The sequence below is a fragment of the Thiothrix nivea DSM 5205 genome, from assembly GCF_000260135.1.
Taxonomy (GTDB): domain Bacteria; phylum Pseudomonadota; class Gammaproteobacteria; order Thiotrichales; family Thiotrichaceae; genus Thiothrix; species Thiothrix nivea.
The window spans coordinates 4,270,890-4,283,244 of sequence record NZ_JH651384.1 but is presented as its reverse complement, the minus strand read 5'-3'; the positions used below and the strand labels follow the sequence as shown (position 1 = coordinate 4,283,244).

Sequence of the window (12,355 nt, the reverse complement as noted above, 5' to 3'; positions counted from 1 at the left end):
CGCAATGGCTACACTTGTCTTATCGACAAGCGGAGTCCCTATCCCCATGCCCCCCGAACCCCAAACAGCTAACCCGATCCTGAGTGAATCCCAGATAGCCGACCTGAAACTGGCGGCCTCGAAAATGTCTGGCAGCACCCGCCGTGCGTTCCAGGCGGACATGAGCCGGAAATATTGTGCAGGCAACGCCCGCCAGACTGAAAGGTGTTTTGGCTGGGGTCGGGAGGGGGTGCAGTTGGGTTTGGAGGAACAGCGCAGCGGCATGGTTTGCGTGGGTGCGCAGGCGGCGTATTGTGGCCAGAAGCGCTGGGAGGAAACCCAGCCGGAAGCGGCAGCCGCCTTGCTGGCGCTGGCGGAAGCACATAGCCAGCAAGACCCGACATTCCGCAGCAGCATCGCCTACACCCGCCTGACGGCGGCGGAAGCCATCCGGCAGTTACAGGCCATGGGTTTCAGCGGTGGACAAGTGCCCGCCCCCAGCACCATGGCGCGGATACTCAACCGGAATGGCTACCGCCTGCGCAAGGTGGAGAAAGCCAAGCCGCAAAAAAAATTCCAGAAACCGACGCCATCTTCGCCAATATCCAGGCCAACGATGGGCAGTTTGCCGATGGGGCGGTCAAACGCCTGAGCATGGACTGCAAGGCGACCGTCAACATCGGTGACTACTCACGGGGCGGGAAAACACGGGGTGACAATAAAGCCGCTGACCATGAGATGGGCTGCAAAGAGAAATACATCCCTTTTGGCGTACTGGATGAGGACAGTGGGCAGGTTTACCTGACCTTCGGCAGTTCCAGCAAAACCAGTGACTTCATCGTGGATTCCCTGTGCCGGGTATGGGAACAGATGCCTTCTGCTGACAAGGACGCCTCTGCCAGTGCATCCAGATCAAAGCGGACAATGGCCCGGAAAGCAGCGGGATCAGGACGCAATTCCTCAAGCGCATGGTGGAATTCGCCAACCATACCGGTAAGACAGTCCACCTGCTGTACTACCCGCCTTACCACAGCAAGTACAACCCGATTGAACGCTGCTGGGGGATTCTGGAACAACACTGGAACGGCACCCAGCTCAAGGATGCCGAAACCCTGCTGGAATGGGCAAAAACCATGACCTGGAAAGGCATCAACCCCATGGTCGAATTCAGCCACAAGGTTTATGAGAAGGGTGTGACCCTCAGCAAAAAAGCTATGGAGGCTGTTGAGGCGAGGCTGGAAAGAAATGCTGCTTTACCAAAATGGGACATTCTGATTCGCCCTGTTTTTGGGTAATGTCTTTGAGGTAAATCACCTTAAACCCGGTGCGGCCTGCCCTTGCAGGTTCACCGACGGGGAGCCGTTAAAACGTTCCAGCCGGGGGGAGCCGTAGTCCCAATGCGTGCTGGCAAAAGCGCTGAATGGCACCATTTCGCCAGATGCATTGCGCACATGCCACTGATCCAGATCTTCCGGCTTCATCCGGTAAGCGGCGTCACCTTGGACAAAGACCTTTTTCACCCGCCCTTCGTCAATAAAGTCATTGACATAGGCAGACCCCCAGGCGGCGCTCAGGGTTGTATTCACATCGGTGATGCTCAAACCAAGTGCACTCAGCTTTTCTTCGTCAATATCGATGCGGAAGTTGGCGACATCCTCCATCCCGTTAGGGCGGACGGCGGTCAGCCGGGCATCCTGCGCCGCCATTCCCAGTAACTGGTTGCGTGCTGCCATCAACTTTGCGTGGCCCTGGTTACTGTAATCCTGAAGCATGACATCAAAACCGGCAGCCGTACCCAATTCCGGTATCGGTGGCAGGTTGATCGGGAAGATAGTGGCATCACGGATCTGGCTTAATGCCACAAACGCCTTGCCGACCAGAGTACTGGAACTTTGCGACGGCAATGGGCGTTCATCCCAATCCTTGAGTTTGACAAACGCCATGCCCATGTTTTGCCCCTGCCCGGCAAAGCTGAAGCCCGCTACGGTAAATACCGAAACCACGTCATCCTCTTGCTGGAAATAGTCGTTAACTTGCCCCAATACACCCAGTGTGCGTTCCTGGGTTGCGCCAGCGGGGAGTTGCACCAGGGTCATGATCACGCCCTGATCTTCTGTCGGCAGAAAGGAGGTTGGCAAACGCTGGTACATGAACCCAAGCCCCAGCAGTAACACAAGGTAAATGAGCATCAGGCGAACAGGGCGTTTAATGATAGCAGACACACCCCGCCCATAACCCCGGGTTGCCCGGCCGAACAAACGATTAAACCAGCCAAAGAAGCCCTTGGCTTCTTCCCCGGCATGTTCGGCCGGTTTGAGGATAGTTGCGCACAGGGCGGGAGCCAACACCACCGCCACGACTACCGACAGGATCATGGCCGACACGATGGTAATGGAGAATTGCCGGTAAATTGCCCCGGTCGAACCACCAAAAAATGCCATGGGTATAAACACTGCCGACAGCACCAGAGCAATACCCACCAACGCACTGATAATTTGCCCCATGGATTTGCGGGTTGCCTCACGCGGAGAGAGCTTGTCTTCCTCCATCACCCGTTCAACGTTTTCCACTACCACGATGGCATCATCAACCAGCAAACCGATGGCCAGCACCATACCGAACATCGTCAGTGTATTGATACTGAAGCCGAACGCCGCCAGCACGCCGAATGTACCCAGTAACACCACCGGCACCGCAATGGTAGGAATCAGGGTCGCGCGCAGGTTACCGAGGAAGAGGTACATGACCAGAAATACCAACACAACCGCTTCAAGCAGGGTGTATACCACTTCTTCAATGGAAATTTTTACAAACGGTGTCGTATCGTAAGGGTAAACGACTTCTAGCCCTGCCGGAAAAAAGGCTTTCAGCTCATCCAGTTTGGCCTTGACCCGTTCAGCCGTGTCCAGAGCATTCGCGCCAGTTGCCAGCTGGATCGCCATACCGGAAGCAGCCTGCCCATTATAGCGGGCATCCGCGCCATAGATTTCCGCACCCCGCTCGACACGCGCCACGTCTTTCAGACGGACTTGTGAGCCGTCTGTGTTGACCTTGAGCAGGATATTTTCGAATTCCTGGCTGCTTTCAAAACGGGTCTGCGCAATGATACTGGCATTAAGCTGTTGCCCCTTTTCCGCAGGCAGCCCACCCAGTTGACCAGCAGAAACCTGGGTATTCTGGGCGGAAACGGCATTCACCACATCCACGGGCGTCAGGCCAAACGCTGTCAGTTTCTCCGGATTCATCCAAATTCGCATAGCGTATTGGGAACCGAAAATACGTAGGCTGCCGACACCGTTTACCCGTGACAAGGGATCACGCAAGGTACTGTAGGCATAGTCAGCCAGATCGTAACGACTCATGCTACCGTCGCTGGATACCAACCCCACGACCATCAGGAAAGCACTGGAAGACTTGGTAACATTGACCCCTTGCTGTTTGACTGAATTAGGCAACAGCGCTTCTGCCGCTTTCAGCTTGTTTTGCACCTGCACCTGGGCAATATCCGGGTCAGTTCCCGCCGCAAAGGTCAGTGAAACCGTCGCATTGCCGGAACTGTCGCTCTGGGAAGACATATACAGCAAGTTATCCAACCCCGTCATGCTTTGCTCAATGACCTGGGTTACGCTGTCTTCCAGCGTTTTGGAGGAAGCCCCCGGATAATAGGCAGTGACGGAAATGGCAGGTGGCGCAATAGTGGGGTATTGCTGTACCGGCAACTGGTTGAGCGACAAAATACCCGCCATCATGATGACGATGGCAATCACCCAGGCAAAAACCGGGCGGTCAATAAAAAAGTTAGCCATGACCTACTCCTGTTTTTGCCCGGAAGCGGGGTTGCCTGCATCGTCATCGTCTGATTCACCGCTTCCTGTAGCCTTGGAACCATCATCAACAGGTTTACCATCCTCAAGCGGTTGTACGGTGTCACCTACTTTGACCTTTTGCAGTCCGGAGTAAATCACCCGGTCACCCGCAACCAGGCCGGAACGAACCAGCCATTGATCTGCAATGGCCTCAGTAACGACGACTTCACGGCTTTCCACCTTGTTTTCCGTATTAACCACCAAGGCAGACGTGCCACCATTCGGGGTTCGCTGAATACCCTGCTGGGGAACCAACAGGGCATTTCTGACAGTTTCCGTGGCAAGGCTGGCGCGGACAAACATCCCCGGCAATAACAAACCATCCTTGTTTTCAAACAGGGCACGGGCATTCAGCATACCGGTTCCCTCATCCACGCTGGATTCAGAGGACTTGAGCACGCCTGTTTCAGGGTAAGCTGTCCCATCCTCCAGGGTGAGTAAAACTTCCGGGGCGGTTTGCTGGCTGGATTTCATAGCCGTCAGCGCATTACGCTTTATGTCTACATATACAGGTGACAACTGGCGGATGGTTGCCAGTGCTGTTGTTTGCTGTGCCGACACCAACGCCCCTTCGGTAACACTGGAGCGGCTGATAACACCACTGATCGGTGCAGTAATCCGGGTATAGCCCAGATTGATATTGGCGCTCTGGATAGCAGCCTTGGCAACCTGTATCTGGGCTTCCGCCAGCTTCCAGGCTGCGGTGGTATCTTCTGTATCCTGTTTGCTAACTACCAATTGCGCCGCAAGCTTACGGTAACGCTCAGCCTTGTTACGGGTACTGTTCAGATCGGCCTGGGCTACCGCCAGCCCAGCCTTGGCACTTTCCAACGCTGCCTGGTAGGGGGGCTGGATCAACCTGATACAGAACATCCCCTTTTTTGACGGTGCTGCCTTCTTCAAACAGGCGCTTCTGGATAATACCGCTAATCTGGGGGCGTACTTCCGCCTCCCGGAAGGCAGCCACCCGCCCTGAACTGGTTTCTTTCAGTTCAATATCTTTGGCGACCAACGTTCTGACATCAACGGCAGCCGGAGGACGGGCAACATCCGCCCCGTTAGCTGCGGCCTGCTGGTCTGACTGACAGCCAACCAGAAACAGCAGCATCAGGCCAAGAACAGCAGATGCGGGTAGTGTACTGGGAAGTTTCATGGCAACCTCATGGAAAACAAAGGTAAATCTTCAGGCCGGATCATTTGTCCACCGTATGGAAAAAAGGGGTGAGGACAGTTAGCATCATGTCAGCCACTTCGGTAGCTGTTCGTTTCCCGGCCTCATACGTTGACATGTAAGGCAACACGGGCTCCATCTCAAAATGCTGTTTTGCCATTCCAAAAATCATGTCTGACAGCAATACCGCATCACAGCCCGGTTTCAGTTTTTCCAGTAAATGGATGAACGGCTGGTGCACCTTGTTAAAGATAAAATTTCCCAGGAAAGCCAGGCGCTCTGCATCAGCATCAAGAAATTCCCACTGTATCAGGCGATGAAACCGTCGGTCTGCCTGCATTTCTTCAACAAGGATCTGGATGAAGAGCCGCAGACATTGCAACGGTTCATCGCTGGCTGACATGGTTGCCAGCAAACGGGTGGACTTGTCTTCAAATGTTGTCGAAATCGCCGCACGGTAAAGCGCTTCCTTGCTGTCAAAATGGTTATAAAGCGCAGGCGGGCTAATCCCCACTTCTTTGGCAATGTCCCGCATGGAAACGCCGTTGTAACCTTTTTTGGAAAACAAAGTGATAGCGGTTTCCAATAGATGTGGTTTGGTTTGATTGGTTTTCATGGAATAGAAAATTAATTAACGTTCGTTAATATTAGTTGGTGCAAACAAATTGTCAAGATTTTATTTCTCCATCAATCACCTGCACGAAAAAGGAAAAGTTGCCTCATCCTGACCGGTACGGGTGGATGTCGTCGCAATTAACGCTTCCAGCCGTGCCGTGCGGGTCAGGCCGGGGCACACCAGATTGGCGGTAATGCCTTTACCCGCATATTCCTGCACCAGACTTTCTTGCCGCCTATCCCATTTTTCCAAAAAACACTAGAGAAGCGACCAGCCACATCAGCAGCACATAGCGGATGTTGCCCTTGAACAACGCCATCCCGGATACATCGAACTGGCCGCGCAGAACGGTGTTAAGCCCGGAAAATGGGCTGGCCACCACGCCCAAACTCCAGAAACACAGGAACAACACCGCCAGCATATTCGGATCAACAGGCAGCGAGGTAAGCAGCGAACCCAGCACGCTAACGCTGACCACCGGATGCACCCCGGACAGCGATACCAGAATGGCGGCCGCCAGCGCCAGACTCGCCTGCAATCCGCCAAAGTGGCTGAATGGCTGCCAATCGAACGTGCCGGATAGGGTCTGGACACCGACGCTTAACAACCCCGCGCCCAGAAACAGCGACACCTCCCGCGCCATCCGCGCACCGCTGGCTTGTACATGCGCCGTCAGTTCCCGCCGCACGCTCTGCGGACGCTTGATCCACAGAAATACCACGGTCAGCAACACTGAAGTGATACTGACCTCCATCAGTACCGGCACGGATGGCAGCCATGCGTGCAGCACCATCACGCTAACCGCCAGCATCAACGGAATAATCAAGCTGGAAAAATGCAACGGATGCCCGCGAAAGTCCGCCACCTTTTGCAACCGCCACCCACCCAGTTCCAGCACGCTAACCAGCAGGGAAACCAGCATCAGCCCCAGCCCCGTCAGCACCACCGAATACAGTTGCGCCCCCGGTGCATAAGTCAAAGCCACCGCCATTGCCGCGAAAAACGGCGACCAGTAAGCCGCCATGGAAAATCCCCGGCTCAGCACGACTGCTGCCCGCCTGTCCAGTGCGCCACCGGCACGCAGCCGTTCCGCCATCAGCATCAGGATCGAAATATTGATCACCGCACCCAGCAACTGCATTCCCAGCAAGGTTTGCAGAAAAGCCTTTCTACCCATGGGGAGAGACTCTTGCACCGCACCCTCCCCCGCTGCAATCAGACGCAAGAAACCGACGCAATACAGCATCACCAGCAGCCCGTTGTTTTGCAGCAGAATATCGGTCGTGGATACATGCCCGCCCCGCAGGATACCCCACACCAGCAGCAATCCCCCCGCACCCGCCAGCAGGAAAAACTGGGTAAAAGGCTGTAACGAACGGCTGCCCAGCAACATGAAAACCAGCGCCGACCAACCGCACAGGCCACTGACCCACAAGGGAACGGCGGGAACCAGCAAATGCAGGACGCTGCCCAGCGCCATGCCCAGCAGACAAACGCTGGCGAGAACACCGGAGGAAACCAGTCGTGACAACATGGAAGAAAACTTTTTCAAACGGACAAGCCGTGCAGTCTCAACAATCCTGCGGCGTTTTTCAACGAAACACATTAGAACCCTGATGCCCCTGAAACCGATGCGCTGCCGCGTTTACCCCATGCAGCCAGTCTTCGTAGGCTGCTTCCTTACCCGCTTTGACTTTACGGGCGACACTGACGGTGACAGGGCATTCCTGACCGGGGGGGCAATCCAGCAAATCATTGGTAGTCGGTGCAGTCATACACATTCCTCACATCAGGGCGCGAACAATACCGCCTTCCACCCGCACGGCCGCCCCATTGGTCGCAGCAGCACGCGGGCTACACAGGTAAGTGACCATCGCAGCAATTTCCTGCGGCTCGATAAACCGTTTGATGATCGACGTCGGGCGGGCGTTGGCAAAAAAGTCCGTTTCGGTTTCCGCCAGTGTCTGCCCGGCTTCTGCCGCCAGTTTGCCGAAAAAGTCACCCACACCCTCGGTACGGGTCGGGCCAGGCAAGACGGAATTGACAGTGACATTGGTGCCAGCGCAAGTTTCCGCCAGCCCACGGGACACAGATAACTGTGCGGATTTGGTCATGCCATAATGCACCATTTCCGCTGGCGGGCACAGGCCGGATTCACTGGAGATGAAAATGATCCGCCCCCAATTGGCCGCTTTCATGCGTGGCAAATACTGGCGGGAAAGACGCACACCACTCATGACATTGACCTCGAAAAAGCGAAACCATTCTTCATCCTCAATGGCTTCAAACGGCTGGGGATCAAAAATACCCAGGTTGTTGACCAAAATATCAACTTCTGGCACAGCATTCACCAACGACCAAACCCCGATAGCTGTCGATAAGTCTGCGGCGACACCCCGTACATTAGCCTGGGGGAATTCAGCCAAAAGTTGTTGACGGGCTGTCTCTACCCTATCAACACTGCGGCCATTGATGACAACGCTGGCTCCTTCGGCGGCCAGTTCACGGGCGCTGGCAAAGCCAATACCCGCGGTTGAGCCGGTAATCAGGGCGCGTTTGCCTTGCAATTGCAGATCCATGAGTTATGTTCCTTCCAGTTGATGTTTAAGTAGGGCATGTACGGTTTCGGTATAGGGAACGGCAAGCCCCAGTTGCCGCGCGCGCCGGATAACCGCGCCGCTGATGGCGTCGACTTCCAGTTGGCGGCCTTTTTCCAGATCGACCAGCATCGAGGTTTTGATGGGGTCGAAGGCGCGGATCAGCTCGTACATTTCATCCGCATCCTGCGTGGTCAGCGGCTCGTCGTCAGCGCGGGCGACCGAAGCGGCTTCCAGCATGAGCTGATGGACGATGGAGCCGAATTGCGGGTGGTTGCTGAGGGTGCGAGTATCCAGCCCGGTCAGCGCCGACAGCGGATTGACCCCGTTGTTGATCAGCAGCTTGCGCCACAGTTCGCGGCGGATGTCAGTCACTTGCCGGGTGGGGATGCCTGCCTGATTGAACGCCTCCACCAACGGTGGCAGCAACTCGCCAAAACACTGGTCGGCAACACTGCCTGCATGAGGCCATGTACCCATAATCACCTGTGCCACACCGGTTGCTTCCACCACACCGGGGCAGGTGATGTGCCCGCCAATACGTACCGCCAGACCACCGATAACGCAATCCGCACCCAGCATGTCAGCCAGTTGTGGTTCGTTATCGATACCGTTTTGCAGGGAAATGACCGGCACTTTTTGGCCGGTTCGCGTAAACCAGTCATGCAGGAGTGCTGCCACTTCCTGTGTTGCGGTTGCCTTGGTGCAGATCAGCAATGCATCCAGATCAGCGGGTTGTTGTTGCGCCAGTAACTCATTCAGACTGCACGCCTCCACCTTGCCGTTGAAATTGAAATCAGGGTGACTGAGGCTAAGGCCGGTGGCTTGCAGGGCGCGCAAATGTGCACCCCGCGCCACAAACCAGACATCGTGGCCTTGAGTCAGCAGCCTTGCGCCGTAATAGCAGCCGATACCACCTGCACCGATGACGGCTATCCGCCATGTTTTGCCCTGTTTCATCATCACCCATACCCCGTAACCATTAGTGGCTGTTGTTTGATTACAGGGCGGTAATGAGGAGAAAGCAAGAAACCACTAGGCGCCATCGGCTCCGATAGCCCGTAATCCGGCCTGTGCACATTGCTGGTCCTGTTCCTCAGTGGCACCGGAAACACCGATCGCGCCAATGCGTTCACCGTTATGCATGATTGGCAAACCACCGCCGAAAGCGACAAAACGCGGGCGACGCGGAATGCCGTCCTGAACACCAGGCGAATGTTCCTGTAACGCTTCCTGCCACAAATGGGTGGGTAAACCAAAGCTGGCGGCGGTGTAGGCTTTATCGATGGCAATCTCGACGGAATGCAGTGGCGCACCCGGCATCCGCAGGAATGACATCAATGTACCGGAGGGGTCGACCACCGCCACGTTGATTTTTACCCCGATGGCGGCAGCTTCCGCCACCGCCGCTTGCGCGGCAGTGGCAGCAGCCTGCCAGTCGATCAAGGTCTGGCTGACACTGATACTGTTCATGGGTATCAAGTGTAAGCCGTCGTGAAGGAACCGGACTCTTCCCCGGAGTGGAAGAAAATACCGCGCCACAATTGGTCTTCCGTCCAGGTAATAACCGGACGGTCAGGTTGTGCCATGTAACCCAGACCGGCAAAGGTTTCATTACGGTTACCGGATGGATCGAAGAAGTAAATGGTTTCACCACGGGTAATACCGTGACGGGTTGGCGCCACGTCGACCTTGACACGGTTTTTCGCCATGATGTCAGCCGCTTTCAGCACGTCGCTCCAGCCGTCGAGGAAGAAGGCGAAATGGTGCAGACCCATGCGCGAGCCAGCCACGAAAGCGATGTCGTGCGGGGTGGAGGTACGGAACAACCAGGTTGCCGCCTGAATGTTGCCTTCCGGCCCAACCATGACCTGTTCTGCCAGGTTGAAGTCCAGCACATTCATCATGAAGTTGGTGGATTCCACTACTTTGTTTACGCCTTTTTCAGGGTCCATTTCGCACATCAACAGGCAGTGATCCAGCCAATGCGCGCCCGCACCCTTAATGTCATCCGGCCACGGATCAGGGTTGGTGGAGCCTACGTCAGTACCGACGCATTCCTTGGTCGCATACAGGCGCATTTCATGACCGCTGGGTAGAAGGAATTTCAGCAGGCGGCCAGTGAATGGCATGGTGCCTTCTGGCAGCATTTCCGTACTGACGCCAGAATTTTCGATACGCTGTTGCAGTTCATCCAGGTCGGATTCCTTTTCCACCTTGTAGGCAACGTGGTTAAGGCCAGCCTGATCGGTTTCCTGAAGAATCAGGGAGTATTTATCCCATTCATCCCAGCATTTCAGGTATTTGTTACCCGCCTCATCCGTATGAACGGTTTTCATCCCCAACACTTTTTCATAGTGGTTGAGGGCAGCCTCCATATCCATGATATTGATATTGATATGGCCGATTCGCATCACTCCCATAATAATCTCCTCTCTCTCGAGTTACGTAACGTGATGAATTGTGAGTTAGCCCGCTTTGGGCTTACCGCACTGGGCAAGAAATGATTTTTTCATCTTGCCCAGAATTTCCAGCGATACATCGGTCGTCGGGGTGGCCCTGCAAGCCAGCGTGATGTGCGATGCTTCCTCTTCTGCAGAAACATGCGCGCGGCTGATCGGGCCGGTGGGCGTTACATCACCTTGCAGGACGCGCACCTTGCACACCCCGCAGCCGCCGTTCAGGCAGCCGACCGGGATACCCTTGCGCCCCAGCTTGACCATGGCGGCCAGCAGGGCTTCCTTGTCCTTGCAGGAAAAGCTTTCGCCCGTTTCCGGGATAGCGACCTTGTGGGCTGATAATCCGAACATGGCGGAATTCCTTTGCTACAAGGTGTTAGAACGGCTTGACGAAATTGACGCGGAACAGGTTGCCGGTTGGGGCAGGGCCACTACCCGCATTTACCTTGTACTCGTCGTAGTAACCGGCCTTGAGGATGCCTCCCAGGCTTTTCACCAGATAACTGCCTTCAACACCCACGGCATGTCTGCTGAACTTGTCGTCAGTAGCACCGGTACCCTTGTCCTTGCTGACTTGCCACTGGTCGTAGCCAACCAGCCCCAGTTCAGTGGTTTCACTGACCTTTTTGCCCAACCCCCATTCCAGGGAAACCTGGTCACCCGGCTCAAAGCCGCCATCCTTTTTGCCGTTCAGCTCATAGCGCATCAGACCGGAGGCGGAAACACTCTTGTCAGCGTTGAGATAAGCCGTGCCACCGCCAGTCAGCATGGTTCCCTTGTAACCATTGCCGGGGGAAGCCAGCTCATCGCTGTTGGCGGTATCCAGCCAGACACCGGCGGCACCCACTGCGTCCCAGTTATCGCCATGCCAGCCCAGTACGAGCGGGCCGACATACACATCGCCGATGCCCGACTTATCGTTGTTGTAACCAGCTGCCTGGAAATCGAAATCTTTCTTGATCATCGGCACGATGGCTTCCACGCCGTAATCCGCGCCCAGCACCTTCTTGTCAGTCATGTGCACGAAACGATGCGCCAACGCGGTCACCGTGCCGGTATTGCTGACAGGAATATCATCACTGGTGCCGGGTGCTTTCAGCGAGTCGACGTTGTAGTTGACCAGATAACCGATGTAGTAATTACCGGCGGGTGGTACGCTGGCTGCCTTGACGCCTTCGATACCGGGTACGTAGTGACCTTCCGCATGAACCCCCACTGAAATACTGCCCAGAACAACAGCCGCCAGAATTCTCTTCATGAATCATCCTCCTCCAGATGAATGTAAAACCGTTGTATTCGGACGCCTCCTCTTGACGCCCTGTATAGCTGTTTTAGCAAGCCGTATGCCAGCCTACTAAAACCTTTAATTTCAATAACTTGCTATTTCATGAGTAAGTTCTGGCATGACTAATTGATGAAATCCGCAAGCCGGAATAAGCATTTCATCAAGCTACCTGAATACAGAGAAAAACACTCGACAAACAGCACAATTATCGCTTAAATTAATAATATCGATATTTTTATAAATTGTCGATAACGAAATGCCGAGCACAAACGATTGACTCCTTCTTGGCCACAAGCGGTTATCCTTGTGGCTTTTTTCTTGAGGTTATTAACCTTTTTTTCATAATAAATGTACTTTTTCTATCTTTATCAACCTCTATTTC

At 54.8% G+C, this 12,355-nt stretch carries 15 protein-coding genes and 1 pseudogene; 2 read left to right on the top strand and 14 right to left on the bottom strand.

From position 1 onward, the window contains the following. Positions 1-4 precede the first annotated feature (4 nt). Positions 5-804, top strand: a pseudogene (locus THINI_RS26830) (ISAzo13-like element transposase-related protein); the annotation flags it as partial. Here THINI_RS26830 and THINI_RS27055 read toward each other — a convergent pair. After that, on the bottom strand, positions 777-968 hold the full coding sequence (locus THINI_RS27055; protein WP_040838814.1) for a hypothetical protein: 192 nt from the start codon (positions 966-968) through the stop codon (positions 777-779). The pseudogene THINI_RS26830 and the gene THINI_RS27055 sit on opposite strands and share 28 nt — an antisense overlap. On the opposite strand from THINI_RS27055, the gene THINI_RS27050 reads away from it, so the two are divergent. Next, positions 885-1,274, top strand: a complete 390-nt coding sequence (locus tag THINI_RS27050) for an ISAzo13-like element transposase-related protein (protein WP_342610130.1) — start codon at positions 885-887, stop codon at positions 1,272-1,274. The genes THINI_RS27055 and THINI_RS27050 overlap by 84 nt on opposite strands. Before the next feature lie 15 nt (positions 1,275-1,289). On the opposite strand, the gene THINI_RS21315 is transcribed toward THINI_RS27050, so the two are convergent. The 13 genes from THINI_RS21315 to THINI_RS21265 all read right to left on the bottom strand — a co-directional run bounded on the left by THINI_RS21315 (position 1,290) and on the right by THINI_RS21265 (position 11,946). Then, entirely contained in the window at positions 1,290-3,785 is a 2,496-nt protein-coding gene (locus THINI_RS21315) for an efflux RND transporter permease subunit (RefSeq protein WP_002710574.1), read from the bottom strand. Positions 3,786-3,788: 3 nt separating this feature from the next. Then, entirely contained in the window at positions 3,789-4,703 is a 915-nt protein-coding gene (locus THINI_RS21310; RefSeq protein WP_245536668.1) for an efflux RND transporter periplasmic adaptor subunit, read from the bottom strand. Then, positions 4,618-4,998 carry an efflux RND transporter periplasmic adaptor subunit gene (locus tag THINI_RS26820; protein WP_245536667.1) on the bottom strand — a complete coding sequence of 127 codons (381 nt, stop codon included), beginning with the start codon at positions 4,996-4,998 and terminating at the stop codon, positions 4,618-4,620. Before THINI_RS26820 ends, THINI_RS21310 begins: the two co-directional genes overlap by 86 nt. Positions 4,999-5,038: 40 nt before the next feature. After that, complete coding sequence (locus tag THINI_RS21305) at positions 5,039-5,632, bottom strand: TetR/AcrR family transcriptional regulator (protein ID WP_002710572.1); 594 nt, start codon at positions 5,630-5,632, stop codon at positions 5,039-5,041. Between the two features lie 75 nt (positions 5,633-5,707). Further along, entirely contained in the window at positions 5,708-5,851 is a 144-nt protein-coding gene (locus THINI_RS25435) for a hypothetical protein (RefSeq protein WP_154724476.1), read from the bottom strand. Between the two features lie 16 nt (positions 5,852-5,867). Beyond that, positions 5,868-7,166, bottom strand: coding sequence for a hypothetical protein (locus tag THINI_RS21300; protein WP_154724475.1), 1,299 nt, complete (start codon positions 7,164-7,166; stop codon positions 5,868-5,870). A 58-nt stretch (positions 7,167-7,224) separates the two neighbouring features. Next, complete coding sequence (locus THINI_RS21295) at positions 7,225-7,407, bottom strand: putative antibiotic biosynthesis monooxygenase (RefSeq protein ID WP_002710570.1); 183 nt, start codon at positions 7,405-7,407, stop codon at positions 7,225-7,227. A gap of 9 nt (positions 7,408-7,416) precedes the next feature. Next, positions 7,417-8,211, bottom strand: a complete 795-nt coding sequence (locus THINI_RS21290) for an SDR family NAD(P)-dependent oxidoreductase (protein ID WP_002710569.1) — start codon at positions 8,209-8,211, stop codon at positions 7,417-7,419. Positions 8,212-8,214: 3 nt separating this feature from the next. Then, on the bottom strand, positions 8,215-9,192 hold the full coding sequence (locus THINI_RS21285; RefSeq protein WP_002710568.1) for a ketopantoate reductase family protein: 978 nt from the start codon (positions 9,190-9,192) through the stop codon (positions 8,215-8,217). Positions 9,193-9,264: 72 nt separating this feature from the next. Continuing rightward, a complete protein-coding gene (locus THINI_RS21280; RefSeq protein ID WP_002710567.1) occupies positions 9,265-9,702 on the bottom strand; it encodes a GlcG/HbpS family heme-binding protein in 438 nt (145 codons plus the stop codon). 5 nt (positions 9,703-9,707) lie between these two features. Further along, a complete protein-coding gene (locus tag THINI_RS21275; protein ID WP_002710566.1) occupies positions 9,708-10,652 on the bottom strand; it encodes a catechol 2,3-dioxygenase in 945 nt (314 codons plus the stop codon). Between the two features lie 45 nt (positions 10,653-10,697). Continuing rightward, the gene (locus tag THINI_RS21270; protein ID WP_002710565.1) at positions 10,698-11,039 is read right to left on the bottom strand and encodes a 2Fe-2S iron-sulfur cluster-binding protein; all 342 of its coding nucleotides are present in this window, start codon (positions 11,037-11,039) and stop codon (positions 10,698-10,700) included. Positions 11,040-11,064: 25 nt separating this feature from the next. Further along, a complete protein-coding gene (locus THINI_RS21265) occupies positions 11,065-11,946 on the bottom strand; it encodes a SphA family protein (protein ID WP_002710564.1) in 882 nt (293 codons plus the stop codon). Positions 11,947-12,355: the final 409 nt, after the last annotated feature.